General features: G+C 70.0%; 23 protein-coding genes and 1 tRNA gene. 15 read left to right on the top strand and 9 right to left on the bottom strand.

Going from position 1 to position 23,893, the window contains the following annotated elements; translation table 11 throughout:
- The first annotated feature begins 106 nt into the window (after positions 1-106).
- Positions 107-1,027 (top strand): Gfo/Idh/MocA family protein, encoded by a 921-nt coding sequence (locus ACE3UA_RS12845; RefSeq protein ID WP_374645699.1) that lies wholly within the window; start codon positions 107-109, stop codon positions 1,025-1,027.
- 112 nt (positions 1,028-1,139) lie between these two features.
- Entirely contained in the window at positions 1,140-2,159 is a 1,020-nt protein-coding gene (locus ACE3UA_RS12850; RefSeq protein WP_374645701.1) for an aldose epimerase family protein, read from the top strand.
- Positions 2,160-2,247: 88 nt separating this feature from the next.
- Here ACE3UA_RS12850 and ACE3UA_RS12855 read toward each other — a convergent pair whose 3' ends face one another.
- The 3 genes from ACE3UA_RS12855 to ACE3UA_RS12865 are packed head-to-tail and all read right to left on the bottom strand — an operon-like array spanning position 2,248 to position 6,047.
- On the bottom strand, positions 2,248-2,700 hold the full coding sequence (locus ACE3UA_RS12855) for a DUF2383 domain-containing protein (protein ID WP_374645703.1): 453 nt from the start codon (positions 2,698-2,700) through the stop codon (positions 2,248-2,250).
- A gap of 39 nt (positions 2,701-2,739) precedes the next feature.
- On the bottom strand, positions 2,740-4,803 hold the full coding sequence (gene glgX, locus ACE3UA_RS12860; protein WP_374645705.1) for a glycogen debranching protein GlgX: 2,064 nt from the start codon (positions 4,801-4,803) through the stop codon (positions 2,740-2,742).
- A complete protein-coding gene (locus ACE3UA_RS12865) occupies positions 4,797-6,047 on the bottom strand; it encodes a sugar phosphate nucleotidyltransferase (protein WP_374645707.1) in 1,251 nt (416 codons plus the stop codon). Before ACE3UA_RS12865 ends, glgX begins: the two co-directional genes overlap by 7 nt.
- Positions 6,048-6,632: 585 nt before the next feature.
- On the opposite strand from ACE3UA_RS12865, the gene ACE3UA_RS12870 reads away from it, so the two are divergent.
- Positions 6,633-8,372: a divergent polysaccharide deacetylase family protein gene (locus ACE3UA_RS12870; RefSeq protein WP_374645709.1), complete on the top strand. Its 1,740-nt coding sequence runs from the start codon at positions 6,633-6,635 to the stop codon at positions 8,370-8,372.
- Positions 8,373-8,500: 128 nt separating this feature from the next.
- Here ACE3UA_RS12870 and trpE read toward each other — a convergent pair whose 3' ends face one another.
- The 3 genes from trpE to ACE3UA_RS12885 all read right to left on the bottom strand — a co-directional run bounded on the left by trpE (position 8,501) and on the right by ACE3UA_RS12885 (position 13,144).
- Positions 8,501-10,009 carry an anthranilate synthase component I gene (gene trpE, locus ACE3UA_RS12875; protein WP_374645711.1) on the bottom strand — a complete coding sequence of 503 codons (1,509 nt, stop codon included), beginning with the start codon at positions 10,007-10,009 and terminating at the stop codon, positions 8,501-8,503.
- Positions 10,009-11,883: a peptidyl-prolyl cis-trans isomerase gene (locus ACE3UA_RS12880; RefSeq protein WP_374645713.1), complete on the bottom strand. Its 1,875-nt coding sequence runs from the start codon at positions 11,881-11,883 to the stop codon at positions 10,009-10,011. The genes trpE and ACE3UA_RS12880 overlap by 1 nt, the downstream gene beginning before the upstream one ends.
- Before the next feature lie 67 nt (positions 11,884-11,950).
- A complete protein-coding gene (locus ACE3UA_RS12885) occupies positions 11,951-13,144 on the bottom strand; it encodes an aminotransferase (protein ID WP_374645715.1) in 1,194 nt (397 codons plus the stop codon).
- A gap of 147 nt (positions 13,145-13,291) precedes the next feature.
- Between ACE3UA_RS12885 and ACE3UA_RS12890 the strand changes: the two genes are divergently transcribed.
- Positions 13,292-13,549, top strand: coding sequence for a type II toxin-antitoxin system ParD family antitoxin (locus tag ACE3UA_RS12890; RefSeq protein WP_374645717.1), 258 nt, complete (start codon positions 13,292-13,294; stop codon positions 13,547-13,549).
- Positions 13,539-13,838, top strand: coding sequence for a type II toxin-antitoxin system RelE/ParE family toxin (locus ACE3UA_RS12895; RefSeq protein ID WP_374645719.1), 300 nt, complete (start codon positions 13,539-13,541; stop codon positions 13,836-13,838). Before ACE3UA_RS12890 ends, ACE3UA_RS12895 begins: the two co-directional genes overlap by 11 nt.
- Positions 13,839-13,844: 6 nt before the next feature.
- Here the strand turns inward: ACE3UA_RS12895 and gpt are convergent, their stop codons facing one another.
- From gpt to fabI, 3 genes are read right to left on the bottom strand one after another with little or no spacing between them, the layout of a single operon-like run.
- Positions 13,845-14,369, bottom strand: a complete 525-nt coding sequence (gpt, locus tag ACE3UA_RS12900; protein WP_374645721.1) for a xanthine phosphoribosyltransferase — start codon at positions 14,367-14,369, stop codon at positions 13,845-13,847.
- Between the two features lie 13 nt (positions 14,370-14,382).
- Positions 14,383-14,997 (bottom strand): LysE family translocator, encoded by a 615-nt coding sequence (locus ACE3UA_RS12905; RefSeq protein WP_374645723.1) that lies wholly within the window; start codon positions 14,995-14,997, stop codon positions 14,383-14,385.
- A gap of 13 nt (positions 14,998-15,010) precedes the next feature.
- Entirely contained in the window at positions 15,011-15,841 is an 831-nt protein-coding gene (gene fabI, locus ACE3UA_RS12910) for an enoyl-ACP reductase FabI (protein ID WP_374645725.1), read from the bottom strand.
- Positions 15,842-15,940: 99 nt separating this feature from the next.
- Between fabI and pdxH the strand changes: the two genes are divergently transcribed.
- The 10 genes from pdxH to ACE3UA_RS12960 all read left to right on the top strand — a co-directional run bounded on the left by pdxH (position 15,941) and on the right by ACE3UA_RS12960 (position 23,786).
- Positions 15,941-16,558: a pyridoxamine 5'-phosphate oxidase gene (gene pdxH, locus ACE3UA_RS12915; protein WP_374645727.1), complete on the top strand. Its 618-nt coding sequence runs from the start codon at positions 15,941-15,943 to the stop codon at positions 16,556-16,558.
- 118 nt (positions 16,559-16,676) lie between these two features.
- Positions 16,677-17,210 (top strand): cold-shock protein, encoded by a 534-nt coding sequence (locus tag ACE3UA_RS12920; RefSeq protein WP_374645729.1) that lies wholly within the window; start codon positions 16,677-16,679, stop codon positions 17,208-17,210.
- Positions 17,210-17,701 carry a DUF192 domain-containing protein gene (locus tag ACE3UA_RS12925; RefSeq protein ID WP_374645731.1) on the top strand — a complete coding sequence of 164 codons (492 nt, stop codon included), beginning with the start codon at positions 17,210-17,212 and terminating at the stop codon, positions 17,699-17,701. The genes ACE3UA_RS12920 and ACE3UA_RS12925 overlap by 1 nt, the downstream gene beginning before the upstream one ends.
- A 42-nt stretch (positions 17,702-17,743) precedes the next feature.
- Positions 17,744-17,820: transfer RNA gene (locus ACE3UA_RS12930), tRNA-Pro, on the top strand.
- 131 nt (positions 17,821-17,951) lie between these two features.
- Positions 17,952-18,623 (top strand): hypothetical protein, encoded by a 672-nt coding sequence (locus ACE3UA_RS12935; protein ID WP_374645733.1) that lies wholly within the window; start codon positions 17,952-17,954, stop codon positions 18,621-18,623.
- Between the two features lie 66 nt (positions 18,624-18,689).
- Positions 18,690-20,096, top strand: coding sequence for a YdiU family protein (locus ACE3UA_RS12940; protein ID WP_374645735.1), 1,407 nt, complete (start codon positions 18,690-18,692; stop codon positions 20,094-20,096).
- A gap of 179 nt (positions 20,097-20,275) precedes the next feature.
- The gene (locus ACE3UA_RS12945) at positions 20,276-20,827 is read left to right on the top strand and encodes a helix-turn-helix domain-containing protein (RefSeq protein ID WP_374645737.1); all 552 of its coding nucleotides are present in this window, start codon (positions 20,276-20,278) and stop codon (positions 20,825-20,827) included.
- 148 nt (positions 20,828-20,975) lie between these two features.
- Complete coding sequence (locus ACE3UA_RS12950; protein ID WP_374645739.1) at positions 20,976-22,181, top strand: glycine C-acetyltransferase; 1,206 nt, start codon at positions 20,976-20,978, stop codon at positions 22,179-22,181.
- Positions 22,182-22,189: 8 nt separating this feature from the next.
- A complete protein-coding gene (gene tdh / locus ACE3UA_RS12955) occupies positions 22,190-23,215 on the top strand; it encodes an L-threonine 3-dehydrogenase (protein ID WP_374645741.1) in 1,026 nt (341 codons plus the stop codon).
- Positions 23,216-23,420: 205 nt separating this feature from the next.
- Positions 23,421-23,786: a phosphomannose isomerase type II C-terminal cupin domain gene (locus ACE3UA_RS12960; protein ID WP_374645743.1), complete on the top strand. Its 366-nt coding sequence runs from the start codon at positions 23,421-23,423 to the stop codon at positions 23,784-23,786.
- Positions 23,787-23,893: the final 107 nt, after the last annotated feature.

Consider the following 23,893-nt stretch of genomic DNA (forward strand, 5'->3'; position numbering starts at 1 on the left):
ATGGCATCGCGACCAACGCCACGACCGGGAGCCTCCCTCCCCCCGCCTGGGGGAGGGCCGGGGTGGGGAGGCTGCCTGTCCCTGACGCATCCCACGGGTCCATCGCATGACCCGCAGCACGGTCGCCCTTGTCGGCATCGGCAAGATCGCGTTGGACCAGCACGTCCCGGCCCTCGCCGCCTCGCCCGACTGGGAGCTTGCGGCCACGGTCAGCCGCAAGGGCGAAGTTCCGGGCATCCCGGCCTATACCGACTTCGCCACCTTCCTGGCCGAACGGCCGGAGGTGACCATGGTCTCGCTCTGCCTGCCCCCCGTCCCCCGCTTCACCTATGCCGAGGCGGCGCTCAGGGCAGGTCGCCACGTCATGCTGGAAAAGCCCCCCGGCGCGACGCTGGCCGAGGTGCATGAACTGACGCGCCTCGCGCGCGACCGGGGACTGACGCTCTGCGCCACCTGGCACAGCCGCATGGCCCATGCCGTCGCCCCCGCCAAGGCCTGGCTTGCCGATAAGACCGTGCAACAGGCCCACATCACCTGGCGCGAGGACGTGCGGAAATGGCACCCCGGCCAGGACTGGGTGTTCGAGCCGGGCGGCATGGGCGTCTTCGACCCCGGCATCAACGCCCTGTCGATCCTGACCGAGATCCTGCCGCGCCCGGTCCACCTGACCGGCGCGCGGCTGGAGTTTCCCGCCAATCGCCAGACGCCGATCGCGGCGCAACTGACCTTCTCGGGCGATGTCACGGCCGATTTCGACTGGCGCCAGCAGGGGCCGCAGACCTGGGACATCACGGTCCGCACCGATCGCGGCGAGCTTGCCCTGCGAACGGGCGGCAACGTGCTGGAGATCGACGGGAAACCGGCGGCGGGCAAGGCGACGATCATGGGCGAATACCCCGCACTTTATGCCCGGATGGCCGATCTGGTGCGGGCCGGGGAATGCGAGGTCGATCTTGCGCCCATGGTCCATGTCGCGGATGCTCTGACCCTGGGCCGGCGGGTGGTGGTGGAGCCGTTCGACTTCTGACCGGCTCGGGGCAGCTGTCGGGTCGGGGCGCGGCCGCGCGGGCCCTTTGCTGGACATTGGGGGCATTCTGCCCCCAAACCCCCTGAGAGTATTTGGAAAAAGAGCAAGGCGCATGGCGGCGGTCGAAAGCATCGGAGAGATCGGCGGTACCGAGGTCCGGGCGGTGACGCTGGAGGGCGGCGGGCTGCGCCTCCGGCTTCTGACCTGGGGCGCGCGGCTGGCCGAGCTTTGGGTGCCGGACCGGACCGGCGTTCCGGCCGACATCGTGCTGGGGCAGGACAGCCTTGCGGACTGGCTGGCCCACGGCAGCTATCTGGGCGCGACCTGCGGCCGCCATGCCAACCGGATCGCGGGGGGACGTTTCGTGCTGGACGGGCGCGAGGTGCGGCTTGACCGGAACGAGGGTGCGAACACGCTGCATGGCGGGGCGGCGGGGTTCGACCTGAAGCACTGGCGGATCGAGAGCCATTCCGCCAGCCATGTCACCTTTGCCACCACCTCGCCCGCTGGCGAGATGGGTTTCCCCGGCACCCTGCAGGCCCGGGCGACCTACCGGCTGGACGCCGGGCTGGAGATCACGATGGCGGCGCAGACCGACGCGCCGACGGTGGTGAACCTGGTCAACCACGCCTATTTCAACCTTGCAGGCCAGGGCGCGGGCGACATCCTTGGCCATGAGTTGCAGGTCGAGGCCGGGTTCTACCTGCCGGTGGACGACCGGAAACTCCCGACCGGAGAGGTCCTTTCGGTCGCCGGCACGCCCTTCGATTTCCGCCAGCCCCGCAGCATCGGCGCGGCGATGCCCGGTCCCGCAGGCTTCGACCACAACCTCTGCCTCTCCTCCCCGCTTGCCGCCGACGGGCTGCGCCCCTGCCTGAGCGCGACCGACCCCGCCTCGGGCCGCAGGCTGCGGCTTGCGACCAGCGCGCCGGGCCTGCAGCTTTACACCGGCGCGCATTTCGCCGGCGGGCCGGGCAAGGCGGGGACGCGCTATCCGCGCTTTGCCGGCTTCGCGGCCGAGACCCAGCACTTTCCCGATGCGCCGAACCGGCCGCATTTTCCCGGCACGGTCCTGCGTCCGGGTCAGACCTCCACCCATGTCATGCGCTTCGACTTCACACCCGCGCCCTGAGCCCCAAGGTCCTGCCCGCCTCCGGGCCGCGCAGGACAGGCCATCGACAGGCGGCGCGCAATCTCGCGCCCCCGGCCCCGGCCGCCGCCTATGACCGCCGGGTCTCGGCCAGAAGATCCTCCAGCTCGCAACGCATCCCCGCGACCAGGGATTTCACCACCGGCCAGGGCACGCCATGTTCCGCCGCGCGGTAGGTGGCCAGCACATGCTCCTCGCCCCGCCGGACCTGGTCCATCGCGTCCTGGTCGACCCGGTCCAGGAAGGCGCGGCTTGCCGTCACCATGCGCTGCACGCTCGCGTCGAAGACCGCCGCCTTCCCCGGCACGCGGCCATGCCGGGCCAGGGTCTCGGCCAGGCGTTGCGCATGGGCCGCATGCAGGTCGCGCAAGCGGCAGGCGGTGGGCCGCAGCGCGGCCTCGGCCCCTTCAGCCATGGCCGTGCAGCCGTCCAGCGCATCCAGCGTGCGCAAATGCGCCAGTGCAAGGCTGTCCAGCGCCGCCTCTCCCAGAACGGGACGAAAGCTGTTGTCGTCGGTCGGCATGGTCTCCCCCCTCCTCCTGGACCGGGCTGGCAGGCCCGGTCAGTCGCGCACCAGCACCAGGACCGACTGGCCGGGAACGGTGATCCGCCCCTCCACCCCGGTCCGGGTGGTCACCGGCTCTTCGGCGCTGGAAAGCCGCAGCATCCAGCCGCCTTCGGGAAGCGCGGCCTCGGCATCCTCGCCGGCGTTCAGCCAGACCAGCACCTCCGGCCCCTCCGGCCGCCAGAGCCGATAGCCCAGGCAGGCCAGCCCCGCGTCGTGCCAGTCGCCTTCCGCCATCGCCCGGCCCTGGGGGTGCAGCCAGCTTACCTCGGGTCGGTCGCCCGCGCCATCCTCGGGCGCGACGGCGAAACGGGCATCGGCCAGTCGAAGCTCATGCCGGAGCGCGATCATCGCGGCGGTCGCCGCCTGCAGCCCGGCATCGGCGCGGGACCAGTCGATCCAGCTGGTCTCGTTGTCCTGGGCATAGGCGTTGTTGTTGCCGCCCTGGCTGTGGCCGAACTCGTCGCCCGCCAGCAGCATCGGCACGCCCTGCGCCATGAACAGCGTCGCCAGCATCGCCCTGGCGCGCCGCTTCCGCCCGTGCAGGATGCCGGGATCCTCCGTCGGCCCCTCGGCCCCCATGTTGTGCGACAGGTTGTGGTCGTGGCCGTCGCGGTTCTCCTCGCCGTTCGCCTCGTTGTGCTTGCCGTCATAGGACAGCGTGTCCCAAAGCGTGAACCCGTCATGCGCCGCCAGGAAATTCACCGATGATGTCGCCGGCCGCCGCGAATGATGGAACTGGGTGGGCGAGCCGAGCAGCCGCTGCGACACCGGCCCCAGAAGCCCCGGATCGCGCCGCCAGAAGGCGCGCAGGTCGTCGCGGGCCTTGTCGTTCCACTCGCGGAAGGGCCAGGGAAAGCCGCCGACCTGATAGCCGCCCTCGCCGATGTCCCAGGGTTCGGCGATCAGCTTGACGCGGGACAGGACCGGGTCCTGCCGGATCGCGGTCAGAAAGCCGCCGTCACGCTCAAATCCCTGGCTTTCGCGCCCGAGCGTCGAGGCGAGGTCGAAGCGGAACCCGTCCACATGCATGACCTGCACCCAGTAGCGCAAGCTGTCCAGCACCATGCGCAAGACCATCGGATGCGCCACGTTCAGCGTGTTGCCGCAGCCCGTCGTGTCGAAACTGTGCCGGGGATTTTCCGCCAGAAGGTAATAGGATCGGTTGTCGATCCCCCGGAAGGACAGCGTCGGGCCCAGTTCGCTCTCCTCGGCGGTATGGTTGTAGACCACGTCCAGGATCACCTCGATCCCGGCGGCGTGAAAGGCGCGGATCGCGCGCTTCATCTCGGCCGGATTGCCGGTCTTCAGATAGGGCCGGTGCGGCGCGAAGAAGGACAGCGTGTTGTAGCCCCAATAGTTCGACAGGCCCTTTTCCAGCAGATGCCGGTCCTGCACGAAGGATTGCACCGGCAAAAGCTCGACCGCCGTCACCCCCAGCGCCTTCAGATGCTCGACCACCGGCGGCGCGCCCAGCCCCGCGAAGGTGCCCCGGTCGGCCTCGGGCACGTCCGGATGCAGCCGCGTGAGGCCCTTGACATGCGCCTCGTAGATCACCGTCTCCTCCCAGGACCGCGTCAGCGCCCGGTCGGAATCCCAGTCGAAATCCGGATCCGCCACCACCGCCTTCGGCATGAAGGGCGCCGAGTCGCGCCCGTCGCGCTCCAGATCGCTGCCGCCCGCCGGATAGCCGTAAAGCGCGTCGTCCCAGGTCAGCTCGCCGGCCAGCTGCCGCGCATAGGGGTCCAGCAGCAGCTTGGCCGGGTTGAAGCGGTGCCCCTCCTCGGGCGCGAAGGGGCCATGGACGCGATAGCCGTAGGCCTGCCCCGGCTGCGCCCCCGGCAGATAGCCGTGCCAGATGCCGCCCTCCATCTCGGGCAGGTCGTGGCGGGCGGTCTCGACCGCGCCGTCCTCGGAATAAAGGCACAGCTCCACCCGTTCGGCATGTTCCGAGAAGAGGGCGAAGTTCACCCCCTCGCCGTCATAGGTCGCGCCCAGGTTGACCGGAGTCGCCCTGGCGCGATCGAAAACCCGTCCGGCCGGGTCCAGCCGCTTCAGCATGTGGCGGGTTCCTGCGTCATGGGCGGGCGCGGCGCCAGCGGCAACTGCCCCGGCAGCACCATCGCGCGCCGCGCCAGCATCTGCGGCGTGACCAGCGTCGTGCCGCCCGGCGTCACCCGGAACCAGCGCGCATCCTCCTGCGGGTCATGGCCGATCACCATGCCCTCGGCCAGCCGCACGCCCGGAGCCAGGATCACCCGGCGCAGGCGGCAGCCCTCGGCCAGCCGCGCCCCCGGCATCACGACCGAGGCCACCAGCTCGGCCCGCTCGGCCCGCCGCCCGGCCAGCGGCACGACCGAACCCTCGTCGTCCAGCGCCGCATCGGCCTGGCGCAGCGCCGCCGCGACCCGGGGGTCGGTGACGCCCCGCGCGCGCAGGCCCAGGCCCGCGCCTTCCGGCACGGGACAGGGCGCCCCGGTCTCGAAGGCCAGCCAGGTCTCGCGGAAGGCGTCCAGCGTGCCGACGTCGCGCCAGTAGAAGGGCCGCCCGCCCGGACCCTCGCTGCGAAAGACCTGCGCCTCGCCCTGCGCCACCGCGCCGGGCAGGATGTCATGGCCAAAGTCATGCGCGCTGGCGGGGTCCGCCGCATCGCGCCGCAGCCGCTCGCGCAGCCAGGCCCAGTCGAAGACATAGATCCCCATCGACACCAGCGCCCGGCCCGGATCGCCCGCCATGGCCGGCGGCGTGCGGGGCTTCTCGGCAAAGGCCAGGATCCGGCCGGCCGCGGTCGCCTCGACACAGCCGAAGGCCCGCGCCTCGGCCAGCGGCACCACATCCGCCGCGATCGTCACCGCCGCGCCCGAGGCCCGGTGCGCCGCGATCATCGGGCCATAGTCCATCGCATAGACATGGTCGGCCGACAGCACCACCACCTCGCGCGGGCAAAGCGCGTCGATCTCGGCCGCGTTCTTCCAGACCGCATCCGCCGTGCCCTCATAGCTGCGCCCGGCCATGCCCGTCCCCGCCGCCCGGCGCAGGCGCAGCCCGGTGCCGAAGACCGGCCGCCAGCAGCGGTTCAGGTAATCCTCCAGCGGCCCCGCGCAATATTGCGTCGCCACCAGCACCTGACCCAGCCCCGAGCGGCGCAGGTTCTCCAGCGTGAAGTCCACGATCCGGTGGCGCGACCCGAAGGCCACGGCCGGCTTGGCCCGGTCCTCGGTCAGCTCATGCAGACGGGACCCCCGGCCGCCCGCCAACAGAACGGCGACCGGGACCTCCGGCATTGCGCTGGTGTCCACCTGCATGGCTTCCCTCCTTGTGGCTGAATGGGTGACCCACGGCCGCGACCGGCCGCAATCTGGCGGTGAGTGAACCCTGCCGGAGGGATAAAGTTCCAGCCCGGTCGCCGATGAGCGCGGGGCGCCCCCGCGATGGGCGGATTGCCGCCGGCCCGACGCAACCATCCGGGGACCGCGGAATTGCCTTGCCCTGCGCCCCGCCGGGGACCGCCGGCCTTCCCGCAGGCGCGCTCACCCCCGCCCCTGGCCCGGTCCCGCCGGCCCTCTTCCCGGCGGTGCTGCCGACGGCGCCTTTCGCCCGATGCCGGCAATGCCATCGCGGCCTCTTTCGCCCGCCGGTTGCAGGGCCCCCTGACCCTCGCTGCGCTCAGGCAAGGGCCGGGACCCTTCGCCCCCCTGCGCCCTCCGGCGGTGCCCGTCTGGCGCGGCGGCCGGGGCAAAGCAGCCACGACCTGCCAACTTGTTGACAGCGCCGCGAAAAGGGGCTGGAGCGGCGGAAAGGGCGGGATATAGTGCCGCCGGACAGGACGGAATGCAGCCCTTCGGGGGGCTCGCGGCCCGTCCGGTCCGGACAGCAGAGCGGAGGCGGCAGTGGTCGGCAAATTCATCCTTGGCGCGATCTTCGGGGGCGTGGTCGTGACCGGCGGGCTGGTCATCGGCGCCGCCCTCTTCCCGCCGCCGCATGGCACCGACGCCGCCAATGCCAATGCCAGCCCCACGGTTTCCACCCCGATCGAGGCCCCCGAACCCGCCGCCGCACCCGAGCCCGAGGCTGCCACGGTCGAGGCCACCCCGGAACCCGCCGAGGTCGAGCCCGAACCGGAGGTTCCCGCGCCCGCCGCCACCCCCGCTCCCGCCACCCCCGAACCCGCCGCGGCCCCCGAGGCGACCGCCGCACCGGAGCCGACCTCGGCAGCCGAACCCACTCCGGCCGTCACCGACGCCACCCCGGCCGCCCCCCCCGTGACCGAAGCCGCCCCGGCCACTCAGGGGACCGCCGGCGCCGAACCCTCGGCCGATGGCTCGCCGGCCAGCGCGCCCGCGCCGCAGGCCCCGTCCGAACCGGCCCCCGCCGAACCGGCCCCCGCCGAACCGCCCGCCAGCGAAACGCCCCTGGCCGAGATCGCCCCGCCCGAGCCGCCCGAGCCTGCCCTGCCCGGCGCCGTGACCCTCGCCGAAACGCCCGCCCCCGCCCTGCCCGCCGAGCCGGTCCAGCCTCCGGCCCCCCTGGCCGAGGCCGCGGCAAACGGGGCCGCCGTGACCGAGGTCGAAGCTTCCGCCCCCGAACCGGCCCCCACGCCCGACACCCTGGCCGAGGCCCCCGCGCCGATGCCCCAGCCCGCTGCGGAACCGGTCGAGAGCGCGGAGCCCGAACTCGCCGAGCTTCTGCCCGAGCCGCAGCCGCCGGCGGCCGACCCCGAAGCCCCGGCCCATGACCCCGCCCCCGAGCCCGGGACCGATGCCACCGGCCTGCCCGGCAGCGCAGGCAATGCGATGCCCGGCACCCGGCCTGCCGCCCTGCCCGGCGCCTCGCCTGCCCCGGGGGCAGCCGAACCGGCTCCGGCCACCGGCGTCATCACCGGCCGCCTGCCGCGCATCGGCGACGCCCCCCCGGCCGAGCCCGAGGCTGAAATCGCCGAAGCCGCCCCCGCCGACGACCGCCCGATCGCCCGCTTCGCCGCCCCGTTCGAGAACCCGGACAACAAGCCCCTGGTCGCCATCCTGCTGATCGACGGCGGCGCGCCAGAGCTTGACCGCGCGGGCCTCGCCGCCCTGCCCTTCCCGGTCAGCTTCGCGCTCGATCCGCTCGATCCCGCCACGCCGGACCACGCCGCGATCTACCGCGCCGCCGGCCGCGAGGTGGTGATGCTCGCCACCGGCCTGCCCCAGGGCGCGCAGCCCTCGGATGTCGAGGTCGCCTTCCAGTCCATGGCGCAGAACCTGCCCGAGGCGGTGGCGGTGATGGACCTCGCCGGCGGCGGCTTCCAGAACGACCGTCCGCTCGCCAGCCTGGTGGTGCCGGTGATCCAGGCCCAGGGCCGGGGCCTTGTCACCTGGGACGCCGGCCTGAACGCCGCCGACCAGGTCGCCCGGCGCGCGGACCTGGCCGCGACCACGATCTTCCGCGACCTCGCCGCCGGCGGCACCGACCGCTTCGCGCTGCGCCGCACCCTGGAGCGGGTGCTCTTCAAGGCCGGCCAGGAAGGCCGCGTCGCCGTCGCGACCGCGGCCACGCCCGAACTCGTCGCCGGGCTTCTGGAATGGACGATCGAGGGCCGTGGCGCGACCGTGGCCCTCGCCCCGCTGACCGCCGTCCTGACGGTGGACTGACCAGGAGACAACCTCCGACGAGGCGACGCAGTCGAACGAGGAGGACCGCCCGTTTACCGGCGATGCGGCCCCTGGCTCTGGCCCGCAGCCCCCCGACGAGGCGACGCAGTCGACCGGGGAGGCGGCCCTCAGCCGTTCCCGCGACCGGCGAAACGGCCCGCATCCTCGGCCGCGCGGCGCAGGGCGTTGGATTTGTTGACGGTTTCCTGATACTCGGCCTCGGGGTCGCTGTCATAGACCACGCCGCCGCCCGCCTGGATATACAGGGTCTCGTCCTTCAGCACCGCCGTCCGCAGCGCGATGCAGAAGTCCATCTCGCCGTTGGCGGCGAAATAGCCCACGCCCCCGCCATAGATCCCGCGCTTTTCCGGCTCCAGCTCGTCGATGATCTCCATCGCCCGCACCTTGGGCGCGCCCGAGACCGTTCCGGCCGGCAGCCCCGCCAGCAGGGCCGACAGCGCGTCCTGCCCCTCGGCGATCTCGCCCACCACGTTCGAGACGATATGCATGACATGGCTGTAGCGTTCGATGATGAAGGTCTCGGTCGGGCGCACCGTGCCGACCTTCGCCACCCGGCCCACGTCGTTGCGGCCAAGGTCCAGCAGCATCAGATGCTCGGCCCGCTCCTTGGGATCGGCCAGCAGTTCCAGCTCCAGTGCCTTGTCCTCCTCGGGCGTGGCCCCGCGCTTGCGGGTCCCGGCGATCGGGCGGATCGTCACCTCGCCGTCGCGCAGCCGGACCAGGATCTCGGGGCTGGCGCCCACCACCTGGAAACCGCCGAAGTTGAAGAAGAACATGAAGGGCGACGGATTGGTCCGCCGCAGGCTGCGATACAGCGCGAAGGGCGGCAGCTTGAAATCCATTGCCCAGCGCTGGCTCGGGACGACCTGGAAGATGTCGCCCGCGCGGATGTAGTCCTTGGCCTTCTCGACCGCCGCCTTGTAGGCCTCGTGGCTGAAGTTCGACCGCGGCGCACCCACCGCCGCCGCATCGCCCAGATCCCGCGCCGCGCTTGGTGCCCGGTCCAGATCGCGCAGCGCGTCCATCACCCGCTCGGCCGCCTGGGCATAGGCCGCCCGCGCCGACAGCCCCGAGGCGACCCAGGCCGGCGCGACCACCGTCACCTCGCCCTTGACCCCGTCCAGCACCGCGATGACCGAGGGCCGCATCAGCACCGCATCCGGCACGCCGACCGGATCGGGGTTCACCCCCGGCAGATGCTCGACCAGCCGGATCATGTCATAGCCGAGATAGCCGAACAGCCCGGCCGAGACCGCCGGCAGCCCCTCGGGCATGTCGATCCGGCATTCCGCAATCAGCGCGCGCAGCGTCTCCAGCGGATGGCCGGGCAGGTCGGCAAAGGCCTGGCGGTCGAACCGCGCCTCGCGGTTGATCCGGCTCTGCTCGCCCCGGGCTTCCCAGATCAGGTCGGGCTTCATCCCGACGATGGAGTAGCGGCCCCGCACCTCGCCGCCGGTGACCGATTCCAGCATGAAGGTATCGGCGCGGGCATCGCCCAGCTTCAGCATCAGGCTGACCGGAGTATCGAGATCGGCGGCAAGCCGGGCCCAGACGATCTGGTTCCGGCCCTGGTTCCAGGCGGCTTCGAACGCGGCGAAGGAGGGCGACAGCTGCATCACGGCATGCTCGCATGGATGCCGTTGATCACGGACTGGTCCAGCGTCACGCCCGCTTCCATCGTCAGCGCGTTGGTGAAGGCGGTGAAGGCATCCCCGGCGATGGCCTGGGCGGCCTGGCCCTCCAGCGCCTCGCGCAGGGCCTGGGCTTCCTCGCCCTCGGTCGCGGCGGGCTGGATCCGGTCCAGCCGGACCACGGCGACGAAGCCCGGCGCCTCGACCACCTGCACCGCGCCCTCCTCCATCCCGAACACCGTGGACAAAAGCGACTCGGGCGCCTCGGCGACAAAGCCGTCGCGGGCGATTTCCGGCGTCACGTCGACGATGCCGAAGCTGCCGATGGCCGCGCCGCCCTCGATCCCGGCCTCGATCTCGGCCGCGCGGGCGGCCAGCGCCTTGGCCAGCGCGTCCTTGCGCCAGTCCTCGGCCACCGTCTCGCGCGCCTCGTCAAAGGGAATCGGCGTGGCGGGCACCACCTCGTCCAGCCGCAGGGCGACGACGCCGCCGTCGTCCAGCACGATGGCTTCGGCGAAATCATCCTGCTGCACCGCCTCGGCGGCCGCGCGGAAGGCCGGATAGCCCTCGATCACCGAGTCGCCCGGCTGGCTGGCGGCATAATCCACCGTCGCGATCTGCAGCCCGACCTCCTTGGCCAGATCCTCGAGCGTCGCACCGCCGGCGAGCAGGTCGTCGATCTGCTCCACCTTGTCGGCGATCTCGCGCCGGGCGGAATCGGTCTGGATCTCGATCGCCAGCGTGTCGCGGGCCTGTTCGAAGCTGGTCTCCTCGGCCGCAAGCACCGAGACCACGCGGTAGAGCGCCGGGCCGAGGTCGCTTGGCAGCGGTCCGGCGACCGCGCCCTCCTCGGCGGTGAAGACGCCCTCGCCCGCCTCGCCCAGATCCTCGCGCGTGACGTCGCCCAGGTCGATCGCATCCAGCGTCAGCCCGCGCTCGGCTGCCAGTTCCTCGAACGTGGTGCCCGCGTCCAGCTTCGCCCGCGCCGCATCGGCGGCCGCCTGGTCGGGATAGACCAGCCGCTCGACCAGCCGCCGCTCGGGCAGGACGAATTCGTCGATCCGGTCCTCGTACATCTGCTTCAGCACCGCCTCGTCCACCGGCTGGTCCTTGGCGATGGCCTCGGGCAGCAGCGAGGCATAGGTGATCCGCTTCGCCTCGGCCTTGGTGAACCGGGCGATGTTGGCGTCGTAATGCGCCTTCAGCTCGTCCTCGGTCGGCTCCGCCAGGGGCGCGGTCAGGTCGCCCTCGGCCAGCCGCAGCATCGAGAAGCCGCGCCGCTCGCCGATCCAGGCGAACAGCGTGTCGGTCAGCGCCGAGGGCGCCGCAAAGCCGCCCGCGACCGCGCCCTGCACCAGCTCGCGCGTCACGTCGCCGCGCAGGCTGTTCTCGAACTCGACCTCGCTCTGCCGCATCCGGTCCAGCTGGAAGCGATAGGCCTCACGGTCGAAGCTGCCCGAGATCCCCTTGAAGGCGTCCATCTTCATCAGCTCGGTCGCCACCACCTCGTCGCCGACCGAGACGCCGATCCGCTTCGCCTCGTTGTCCAGCGCGGCGCGGGCGATCAGGCCCTGCAACACCTGCCGGTCGATCCCGAAGGCCAGCGCCTCCTGGGTCGAGATCGGCTGGCCCACCTGCTGCGAGAACTGCGCCACCTGGCTTTGCAGCGCGCGGGCATAGGCTTCGCTGGTGATGTCCTGGTCCCCCACGGCGCCGACCCGCGTCACCCCGCCCGAGAAGCTGGTGACGCCAAAGCCGCCAAGGCCAAGGATCAGCATGGCCATCAGAAGCCAGACGGCCGCCTCCTGTACCTTGCCTTTCGGGCGTTTCACGTCCTCGTGCTCGGGGGTCTTCGCCATGGGTCTGCCTTTGGGTCCTGTCTGGCCAAGGTGAATAGAGGCTGGGGATCAGCGCGGCAAGGCCGCATCAGGGGCGAAAGACCGCCAGCCTGCGGAACATCTCCGCGATCCCGGCCGCATCGACATTGGCAAAGGCGATGCGGATCTGCCGCCTGCCCGCCGCCGAGCCCTCGGGCTGGAACATCGTCCCCGGCAGCATCAGCAGCGAGGCGTCGCGAACCAGCCGCTTGCACAGTTCGTCCGAGGGCATGTCGAACGGATGCTCGACATAGGCGAAATAGGCGCCGCAGCCCAGAAGCTTCCAGCCCTCCAGCGCCGCGAATCCTCCGGTCATCGCGCGGCGCCGCGCCAGGATCTCGTCGCGCTCGCCCGCAACCCACTGGCCCAGGTTCCGCATCCCCCAGAGCGCGCCGATCTGGCCCAGCTGGCTGGGGCAGATCGCCACCGTGTCCAGGAACTTCTCCACCTCGGCCAGCCGCGCGGCCGCCGCCACGATGCTGCCGACCCGGTGCCCGGTCAGGCGGTAGGCCTTGGAGAAGCTGTAGAGCTGGATCACCGTATCCTGCCAGCCGGGATCGGCGAACAGCTCATGCGGCCGCCCGCCCAGTTCGATGGAATGGCGGCTGTCGAAATCGCGATAGGTCTCATCCAGGATCAGCGCCAGGCCCCGCGCCCGCGCCAGGTCGCGGAAGGCGGCGACTGTCTCGGCCGGATATTCCACCCCGCCGGGGTTGTTCGGCGTCACCAGCACGATGGCCCGCGTGCGCGGCGTGACCAGCGCCGCCGCCGCCGCAGCCTCCGGGATCAGCGTCGGCCCGGTCTCCAGCGGCACCGCCCGCACGCCCGTCATGTCCAGCCACATCTTATGGTTGAAATACCAGGGCGTTGGCAGGATCACCTCGTCGCCCGCGCCGGCCAGCGTCGCCATCACCGCGCAGAAGGCCTGGTTGCAGCCCTGGGTGATCGCGACCTCCGCCGGGGCGATCGCGCCCCCGTAGGCGGCCGAGAACTGGCGCGCGATCTCCTCCCGCAGCGCGGGCAGGCCCAGGACCGGGCCGTAGAGATGCGCGTTCGGGTCGTTCAGCGCGGCCTCCGCCAGCGCCTGCCGCAGGCCGAGCGGCGGGCTTTCCACCGGGGCGGCCTGGCTGACGTTGATCAAGGGGCGACCCTCGGGATGGGTCACCCCTTCCAGCCAGCGCCGCGCCTCCATCACCGGCGGCGGTTCGGTCAGGGCGAAGGCGGGGTTCAGCGGCAGGGTCATCGGGTCTTCCCATGGTTCGGCGTCAGCCGGAGTGTCGCCGGATGCCCGCCAGTTGCAACCCTTTTCGGCGGCGGATCAGGCACCGCTGATATTGTCGGTTGGTAACTATTGGTATATCCTGCAGCCATCCGGCAGAAGGACCCGACCATGCCCCGCAACACCTCGGTCTCCCTCGGCGACCATTTCACCAGCTTCATCGACACCGAGGTCAAGTCGGGCCGCTACGGCTCGGCCAGCGAGGTCGTGCGGGCCGGCCTGCGGCTGTTGCAGGAACACGAGGCCAGGGTGAAGGCGCTGGAAGCCGCGCTGATCGAGGGCGAGGAATCGGGCGAGCCGCAGCCCTTCGACAGCGAGGCGTTCCTCGCCCGGATGCATGCCAAGTATGCGGCCAGGCATGGCAGCTAAATCCCACCGCCTTGCACCAAAGGCTGCACAGGACCTCGAGGATATCTGGCTTTACACGCTGCAGCATTGGTCGCAGGCCCAGGCCGACCGCTACCACCGCAGCCTGATAGCCGAGATCGAGGCCCTTGCCGCCGGGAAGAAGACAGGTCGCGCTTCGTCTGTCCGCCCTGGCGTCATGAAACGCTCCTGCGGCGCGCATGTCATCTGGTTTCGCGACCTGCCCGACCGGCTGGAGATCATCCGCATCCTGCATTCGGCCCAGGACGTCGAACGCCACCTGCACGACTGACCGCGGTCAGTCCGAGCCGCGCATCGGCTGGACATATTGCAGCGCCATGTCCCAGGGGAAGAAGATCCAGGTGTCCTGGCTTACGCTGGTGATATAGGTATCGGCCTGCTTCTCGCCCTCGGGCTTGGCATAGACGCAGGCGAAATGCGCCTTGGGATACAGGCCGCGGATCAGCTCCAGCGTCTTGCCCGAATCGACCAGGTCATCGACGATCAGGACGCCCGACCCGTCGCCCATCAGCTCGGCGTTCGGGGCCTTGATCACCTGCGCCTCGCGGCGCTGGTCGGCCTTGCCGCCGCCCGAGTGATAGGACTTCACCGAAATCGAATCCACCACCCGGATGTCCAGCTCGCGGCTGACGATCATCGCCGGAACCAGGCCGCCGCGGGTGATGCCGACCACGGCCTTCCAGGCCCCGCCCTCGCCCGGCCCCTTGCCGTCCAGCCGCCAGGCCAGCGCCCGGGCGTCGCGGTGGATCTGGTCCCAGCTGACGTGGAACCCCTTTTCATACGGCAGACGGTCGGGCGACATGGCTCCCTCTCCTTCAGGTGGCGGCGATCTTGATCCCGAGAAGCGCGAGCATGCCGCCGAAGCTGCGGTCGATCACGGTTTTCAGGCTGATGTATTTCGCCCGCGTCCGGTCAAGCGAGAAGATGCGGGCAACAAGGCTGTTCCAGATGGTCTCGGCGGCGAAGATCACCGCAAGCAGCAGGCCCAGCACCCAATGGGGCGTCGCTGCGGAAATGGTGCCAAGGAAGATCGAGGAGAACATGACGGCCGCCTTGGGGTTGGCCAGATTCGTCCACAGCCCCAGCCGATAGGCCGCAAGGGCCGACCGCGGCACCGGACGGCTGTCCTCGGCGACAAAGGGGGCGGCCGCATCGCGCCACAGGTGCCAGGCCATCCAGACCAGATAGGCCGCCCCGCCGATCTTCAGCGCCCAGAGCAGCGAGGGGGCGGCCTCGAACACCAGATGCAGCCCGAACATCGCCGCCAGCGCCCAGACCACCGCGCCGCTGGCGATGCCCAAGGCCAGCATGACGCCGGTGCGGAAGCCTTCGGTCAGCCCGGTGCGCGCCGACATCAGCACCGCCGGCCCCGGCGACAGGGCGGCAAGGATCACCAGCCCGGCAAAGGCCAGGAACGCGGCGAGGCTCATGCTGGACGACGGGTCATTGGCCGTTCTCTTTCCTGCCGGTCACGAGGTCGATATCCGGCGCGTCGATCGCCTTCATGCCGACCGCGTGATAGCCCGCATCGACATGCAGGTTCTCGCCCGTGGTGCCGGAGCCGAGGTCGGACAAAAGGTAAAGCGCGGCCTTGCCCACTTCCTCCTGCGTCACGTTGCGGCGCAGCGGGCTGTTCAGCTCGTTCCACTTCATGATGTAGCGGAAATCGCCGATGCCGCTGGCGGCCAGCGTCTTGATCGGCCCGGCGCTGATCGCGTTGACCCGGATCCCGTCCTTGCCCAGATCCTCGGCCAGATACTTGACCGAGGCCTCCAGCGCCGCCTTGGCCACGCCCATCACGTTGTAATGCGGCATCACCTTCTCGGCACCGTAATAGGTCAGCGTCAGCAGGCTCCCGCCCGGCGCCATCATCGCCGCCGCGCGCTGGCAGACGGCGGTGAAGGAATAGACCGAGATGTCCATCGCCAACCCGAAGCCCGCGCGCGAGGTGTCGACATAGCGGCCGCGAAGCTCGCTCTTGTCGGCAAAGCCGATGGCATGGACCAGGAAATCCAGCTGGCCCCATTCGGCCCGCAGCGCGCCGAACAGCGCGTCGATGCTGTCGTCGCTGGACACGTCGCATTCGTAAAGCTTCGGCGTGCCAAGCGTTGCCGCCAGCGGCTCGACGCGCTTCTTCAGCTGCTCGCCCTGATAGCTGAAGGCAAGCTCCGCGCCCTGCGCCGCCACGGCCTGGGCGATGCCCCAGGCGATGGACTTGTCGTTCGCCAGGCCCATGATCAGCCCGCGCTTGCCCTGCATCAGTCCGGTTGACATTCCTGACCCCTTGCCCACCTTGTCGTCGAGAATGACGTGTAGGCGAAGAGGGTCCCTGCTTCAAGGCAGCACCTTTTCCCCAGGGAAAGGAGTTTCCGCATGGACCGCAGCGGCATCTTCGCAGGCGAAGATCCCTTTGTGCTGGCCCGCGCCTGGCTGGCCGAGGCCGAGGCGCAGGAGCCCAACGATCCCAACGCAATCGCGCTGGCGACGGCGGATTCGGACGGGTTGCCGAACGTGAGGATGGTGCTGCTGAAGGAGATCGAGGTCGGCGGCCAGGGCGGCGGCGGCTTCGTCTTCTACACCAACTACGGCTCGAAGAAGGGCCAGGAGATCGCGGCCTCGGGCAAGGCGGCCTTCGTCATGCACTGGAAGTCGCTGCGCCGCCAGATCCGCGTCCGCGGCCTTGTGACCCGCGAGGACGGGCCGCAGGCCGATGCGTATTTCGCCAGCCGCAGCCTGAAGTCGCGCCTCGGGGCCTGGGCCAGCCAGCAGTCGCAGCCGCTTTCCTCGCGTGAGGCGCTGATGGCCGAGGCGGCGAAGGTCGCGCTCGTCAAGGGGCCAAATCCGCCCCGTCCGCCCTACTGGGGTGGTTTCCGAATTCTTCCACTTGAGATAGAATTCTGGGCTGATGGCACCTTCAGGTTGCATGATCGTTTCCGTTGGTCACGCAATCATGTCGGAGATCACTGGTTTGTTGAAAGGTTAAACCCCTAGTTTTCAAGAACATAGAACCCCCAAATGCGGGTACATGGGGATTCCCCCTTGAACCCGGAGCAAACTTGGCCGCATCTGTGCGGGCTAAGGGGCTCATTCTGGGGAGAAGGCTCTGAATATGACGGAAGACGAAGAGGTCATGCAGGAAGTGCATGGTCGCGTTAAGTGGTTTGATCCTTCCAAGGGTTTCGGTTTCATCGTTTCGGACCAGTCCGAATCCGATATCCTCCTGCATGCGAATGTTCTTCGGAACTTCGGGCAGGGTTCGGTGGCGGACGGGGCCGGGATCGTCGTGCGTGTCCAGCGGACGCAGCGCGGGGTCCAGGCGGTCGAAGTGGTCAGGATCGACCCGCCCGAGGGCGCGGTCTTTCCCTTGGGCGAGGAGGCCGACCAGCTGGTCGGCGCCGACATCCTCGCGCTGGCGCTCGAGCCGGCGCGGGTGAAATGGTTCGACAAGGGCAAGGGCTTCGGCTTTGCCAATGTCTTCAGCAGGCCCGAGGACGTGTTCATTCACGCCGAGGTGCTGCGCGTGTCGGGCTTTGCCGACCTCGCCGCCGGCGAGGCCGTGGTCCTGCGCATCATCGAGGGCCGTCGCGGCCGCATGGCGGTCCAGGTCCTGTCCTGGGAATCCGCCACGCGCGAGCACGCCTGATGCGGTGCCTCGCCCGCACCGCCATCCTTCTGCTCGCGCTGCCCGGTGCCTTCCTGCCCGGTGCCGCGCGGGCCGAGGCCGCTTGCGCCCCCGACCGGCTGGACCTGCGCTGGCCCGGCGGGGGCGAAAGCTTCGCCGTCGAGGTCGCCGATGACGCGGACGAGCGCGCGCGGGGCCTGATGTTCCGCGACGGCATGGCGGCGGACCGGGGAATGCTCTTCGTCTACGAAGGCCCCCGCCACGCGCGCTTCTGGATGAAGAACACGCTGATTCCGCTGGACATGGTCTTCGCGGACGCCAGCGGCACCGTCACCCGGGTCCATTCCGACGCGGTGCCCGGCGACCTCACCCCGATCGACGGCGGCGAGGGCGTGGTCTATGTGCTCGAGATCAACGGGGGCCTGGCCGGAAAGCTCGGCATCGCGCCGGGGACCGAGTTGCGCCATCCCGCGATCCCCGCCGCCACGGCCGCCTGGCCCTGTGACGGCTGAAGGCTTTTCATTCCCTCTGCTTGCCGTTATGGGAGGCTCAGTCGGGGCGTAGCGCAGCCTGGTAGCGCGACGGTTTTGGGTACCGTAGGTCGCGAGTTCGAATCCCGCCGCCCCGACCATCCTCCCACAGACGGAACCTTGTCCCTGTCGCCCCCGGCAGGGCCGAATCCCTTTGACAGCCCGACACCTCTGCCGGACGCTGGGGCACCGGCTTCGCTTTCGTTGCAGCACCCAATCGCGGGGATCCGCCATGCCATCGATGTCAGAGCTTGTTCTCCACCCGAAAACCTTTCTCAAGTCGAATGCCCTCTGGCCCTCGGGCCTCTTGAACATGCAGGCGCGCGGCAATCCCGCGACCTTCGGCCCGAACGCCGCCGCCCAGGTCATCCCGCTGATGCTGCGGCCGAAGCCGGGGGTGCAATGCCTGGACAAGACCGGCGTGCCGATGCCCTGCTGGGAGATCGCCCCGGCCGGGCTGGGTGGCTATCTCGGCTATTACCTGCCCTGGCAGCCGAACTCGACCAAGACGATGGTCATCGGCGACAAGGCCGATTTCTTCATCACCGACACGATGAACGGCTGCACCTTCGCCGCCGGGATCGGCGGGACGGTGCGGGTCGCGCATGTGAACTACAACACCTTCAATGCTGACGGCGACCGGGAAGAAGGCCTGCCGATCGACCAGGGGCATATGGACAACGAAGTGCAGCGGGTCATGGGGGCGGCCACGCCCGGCGTCGCGCTGCGCAAGGCCGGCTACACGATCGCGAACGGCGATTTTCCCAATGTGACGGTCGTCGGCGTGCGCCGGGCCGGACTCTGGACCTTCGCCTACCAGAAGCGGGCGATGACCGCTCCGGCGCGGCTGGGGACGGCCATGGTTCCGGGCTACCGGCTGGTTTCGGTCCACAACCTCCGTTAGCACCCGCTTGCGCAGCAGGGTTGCCGGGCTATCTGTAGACTCTGGACCGGCACCCGGGATGTCACGATGACCATAGCCTTCGACAACAGCTGGACGCGCGACCTGCCGGGCAGCTTCCTGCGCGTGCCCCCCGATGCCGCGCCCGCGCCCCGGCTTCTGGCGCTGAACCGCCCGCTTGCCGCCGACCTCGGCCTCGACCTCACCGGGGCGCAGGCGCGCGACTGGTTCTCCGGCGCCGCCCTGCCGCCCGGCGCGGACCCGATCGCCCAGGCCTATGCCGGCCACCAGTTCGGCGGCTTCTCGCCCCAGCTCGGCGACGGCCGCGCGCATCTTCTGGGCGAAATCCTCACCCCCGACGGCCGCCGCTTCGACCTGCAGCTCAAGGGCTCGGGCAGGACGCCCTTCGCGCGGGGCGGCGACGGCAAGGCGGCGATCGGCCCGATGCTGCGCGAATACCTGATCTCGGACTTCATGGCCGCGATGGGCGTGCCCACCACCCGCGCCCTGGCCGTGGTGGCGACGGGCGAGGAGGTCTGGCGCGAGACGAAGCTTCCCGGCGCGGTCCTCGCCCGCGTCGCCGCAAGCCATATCCGCGTCGGCACCTTCCAGTTCTTCGCCGCCCGCGGCGACCGGGACAAGGTCAAGGCGCTGGCCGATTATGCCATCGCCCGGCATTACCCAGGGCTTGCCGGGACCGACGCCCCCTACCTCGCCTTCCTCGACGCCGTCATCGCCCGTCAGGCGGCGCTGATCGCCGAATGGATGGGGCTCGGCTTCATCCATGGCGTGATGAACACCGACAACATGGCGATCTCGGGCGAGACCATCGACTACGGCCCCTGCGCCTTCATGGAGGGCTACGCCCCCGGCACCGTCTTCTCCTCGATCGACCGCCAGGGCCGCTATGCCTATGCCAACCAGCCGCTGATCCTGGGCTGGAACCTGGCGCGACTGGCCGAGACCTTGCTGCCGCTCCTCGACCGCGACGAGGGCCGCGCCGTCGAGATCGCCAACGACCGCCTCGCCGGGATCGCCCCGCGCTATCAGTCCGAGTGGCTGGCGGTGATGCGCCGCAAGCTGGGGCTGGCGGGCGAGGACAGAGGCGACGCCGCGCTGGCCGAGGACCTGCTGCCGGCGATGCAGGGCGCCGACTGGACACTGGTCTTCCGGCGCCTGGACGACGCGGCCGCCCTGCGCCCGCTCTTCGACGATTTCTCCCGGATGGAAGCCTGGCTGCCCCGCTGGCGCGCCCGCGCCGGGGAAGGCGCCGCCCAGCGCATCGCCGAAGCCAACCCCGCCGTGATCCCACGCAACCACAAGGTCGAGGAAGCCCTCGCCGCCGCCACCGACGGCGACATGGCCCCGTTCCACGCCCTTCTCGCCGCGATCCGGCAGCCCTGCACCGAAAACGAAGCCTACATGCTCCCCGCTCCGCCCGGCTTCGGCCAATACGTCACCTATTGCGGCACCTGACCGCTCCTCGTTCGACTTCGTCTCCTCGTCGCCGGGCGAGGAGTGACGCAGTCATCGACGAGCCGCGCGATAAGAACGGCGAAACCGCCGCCAGGGCCGCCTCGCGGGGCTGACGCCCTCATCCACGGGCCGCCGGGCGCATGGATTGACGCCCCCGCCCTTCCCCGCCACCATGGCGCATGGCCGACCGCTCCGACATCCACGACCGCCTCGCCGCCTCGCTCCGCGCCGCCCGCAAGGCAAGGGGCCTGTCCCTCGACGCCGCCGCCAAGCTCTCCGGCGTCTCCCGCTCGATGGTCAGCCAGATCGAGCGCGGCGAATCCTCGCCCACCGTGGCCACGCTCTGGGCCCTGACCCAAGCCCTGCAACTCGACTTCGCCGGCCTGCTTGAAGGCCGCCCCGCCCCCGGCATCGACGTCACCCGCGCCGCCGCCGCCCCGGTGATCGACCGCGCCGGGGTGAAGATCCGCATCCTCTCGGCCCCGGAATCGGTCGGCACGCATGAGGTCTACGAGCTGGTCTTCGCAAAGGGCGCGAAACTTGCCTCCGAGGCCCATTCCCCCGGCTGCCGCGAGCATCTGACCGTGCTGGAAGGCCGCCTGACCGTCACCTCGGGCGAGGCCGGCGAGCGGCTCGGCCCCGGCGACGTCGCCCGCTATCCCGCCGACCGCGCGCATGAGATCGCCGCCGAAGGCACGGCCCGCGCCATCCTGATCGTCCAGGACAGTTGACCCGTCGCAGCGGGGGGGGCGCCCCCCGCGCCCCCGTGGAGTATTTTCGCCAAGAGGACGCCGCATCCGCTTTAAGGGATATTTTTCCGCCATATTGACACGATCCGCGCCCACTGTCACATTCCGCCAAACCGGAAAGGATTCTGCCATGACGGAAGTCACCACGGACAAGGCCGCATTCCTGGACCACATCGCCGCCACCCTGGCGGGGATCGAGGCCGAGGGGCTGATGAAGCGCGAACGCCTGATCACCGGCGCCCAGGGCGCGCATGTGCAGATGGCGGGGCGCGAGATGCTGAACCTCTGCGCCAACAACTACCTCGGCCTCGCCGACGACCCCCGCCTTATCGCCGCCGCCAAGCAGGCGATGGATGACCACGGCTTCGGCATGGCCTCGGTCCGCTTCATCTGCGGCACGCAGGACCTCCACCGGCAGCTGGAAACCCGCCTCGCCCGATACCTCGGCCAGGACGACAGCATCCTCTTTGCCGCCTGTTTCGACGCCAACGGCGGGCTTTTCGAGCCGCTCCTCGGCCCCGAGGATGCCGTGATCTCCGACGCCCTGAACCACGCCTCGATCATCGACGGCATCCGCCTCTGCAAGGCGAAACGCTACCGCTACGCCAACAGCGACATGGCCGACCTCGAAGCGCAGCTGAAACAGGCCCGCGCCGAGGGCGCCCGCTTCATCCTGATCGCGACCGACGGCGTCTTCTCGATGGACGGCTATTACGCGAAACTTCCCGAAATCCGCGCGCTGGCCGACCAGTACGGCGCGATGGTCATGGTCGACGACTGTCACGCCACCGGCTTCACCGGCCCGAAGGGCGCAGGCACCCCCGCCCGCGCCGGGGTGCAGGTCGACCTCCTCACCGGCACCCTCGGCAAGGCCCTCGGCGGCGCGCTCGGGGGCTATATCGCCGGGCCGCAGCCGGTGATCGACCTCCTGCGCCAGCGCGCCCGGCCCTATCTCTTTTCCAACGCCCTGCCCCCCGCCGTGGTCGGTGCCGCGCTCGCCGCGCTCGACATCGTGGAGGCGGCGGACGACCTCGGCGCCCGCCTCACCGCCAATGCCGATTACTGGCGCGCTGGCCTGACCGATGCAGGCTTCACCCTCCTCCCCGGCAACCATCCCATCGTCCCCGTCATGCTGGGCGACGCCAGGCTCGCCCAGGCCATGGCCGCCGACCTCTACCAGCGCGGCGTCCACGTCGCGCCCTTCTTCTTCCCCGTCGTCCCGAAAGGCCAGGCCCGCATCCGCACCCAGATGAACGCGGCCCTCACCCGCGACGACCTCGACTTCGCGCTCGATGCCTTCACCCAGGCCGGAAAAGCTACGGGAGTCCTCAAATGATCAATGAAATGAAAGTCCTGGCCAAGTCGAAACCCGAACCCGGCCTCTGGATGGAAACCCGCCCGGTGCCCGAGATCGGCCCCGACGACGTCTTGATCCGCATCCACAAGACCGGCATCTGCGGCACCGACATCCACATCTGGAACTGGGACGACTGGGCGCAGAAGACCGTCCCCGTCCCCCTCGTCACCGGCCATGAATTCGCGGGCGAGATCGTGGAACTGGGCCGCAATGTCGAGGGCCTGACCATCGGCCAAAGATGCTCGGGCGAAGGCCACCTGATCGGCAAGACCAGCCGTCAAAGCCGCTCCGGCAAGTTCCACCTCGACCCCGAGACCCGCGGCATCGGCGTCAACGAACCCGGCGCCTTCGCGCAATACCTGCGGCTGCCGGCCTTCAACGTCGTCCCCCTGCCCGACGCCATCGACGACGAGATCGGCGCGATCCTCGATCCCCTGGGCAACGCCGTCCACACCGCGCTTTCCTTCGACCTGATCGGCGAGGACGTGCTGATCACCGGCGCCGGTCCGATCGGCATCATGGCCGCCGCCGTCGCCCGCCATGTCGGCGCGCGACATGTGGTGATCACCGACATCAACCAGGCCCGGCTCGACCTCGCCGGGCAGGTCGCCGACGTGGTCCCGGTCAATGTCGCCACCACCGACCTCAAATCCGTCTATCCTTCCCTCAAGATGGCCCAGGGCTTCGACGTCGGCATGGAAATGTCGGGCAGCCAGCAGGCCCTCGACCAGATGGTCGAGCATATGGTGATGGGCGGCCGCATCGCCATGCTGGGCATCCCGCCGGGCAAGTCGCCGGTGGACTGGTCCCGCATCGTCTTCAAGGCGATCACCATCAAGGGCGTCTACGGCCGCGAGATCTTCGAGACCTGGTACAAGATGATCGCCATGCTGGAAAACGGGTTGGACATCCGCCGGGTGATCACCCACCGCTTCAAGGTGGATGAGTTCCAGCAAGGCTTCGCCGCCATGCGCTCGGGCCTCTCGGGCAAGGTGGTGCTGGACTGGACCTGAGCAAGGCAAGCCCCTGCCCATTCACCTGTTCCCGAATATCCCCGCCGGAGGCATCCGCCCTCTCGTCCCGCGCAACGCCCGTCGCCTCCCTCCGTGGGGCCTCCAGACAACGGCCCCGGAAATGCCCCGAAATGGCCCGACGGCATTAACCCCCCGCTAACCATTTCCCGGCGAGTCTTCCGGCAGGGAACATGGGGGCGGGATCATGGACGGATCGCAGCGCAAGGGCTTTGCCGAGGCAGCGGGCACCGCTTTCGCCCCGGACCGGGACGCGACGCCGACCGCCATCGCCCGGGGCTCCCGCTTCCGGGTGCGCTCCCTCCGGCTCGATCCCGGCGGCGCGACCGCGCTGCAATCCCACCTGCACCGCTCGGAACATTGGGTGGTGGTCGAAGGCACGGCCGAGGTCACGCTGGACCGGCGCTCCCGCCTCGTCGGCGAGGGCGAGGCGGTGCATATCCCGCTCGGCCAGCCGCACCGGCTGGAAAACCCCGGCCGCCTGCCGGTGACGCTGATCGCGGTGGAAACCGGCTGCTACCTCGGCGAGGATGACGTGATCCGCCACGACTAGGCTGTGAACTCATAAACGGGATTTCCGCGGGTTCTGAAGCGTGATTCACTCGCCTCGATGGAGGTGGTGATGGCGCGTTTTGATCTTTCGGACTTCGAATGGGATCT

Origin of the sequence: Tabrizicola sp. (assembly GCF_041919135.1) — a bacterium.
In the GTDB taxonomy this organism is placed as follows: domain Bacteria; phylum Pseudomonadota; class Alphaproteobacteria; order Rhodobacterales; family Rhodobacteraceae; genus Tabrizicola.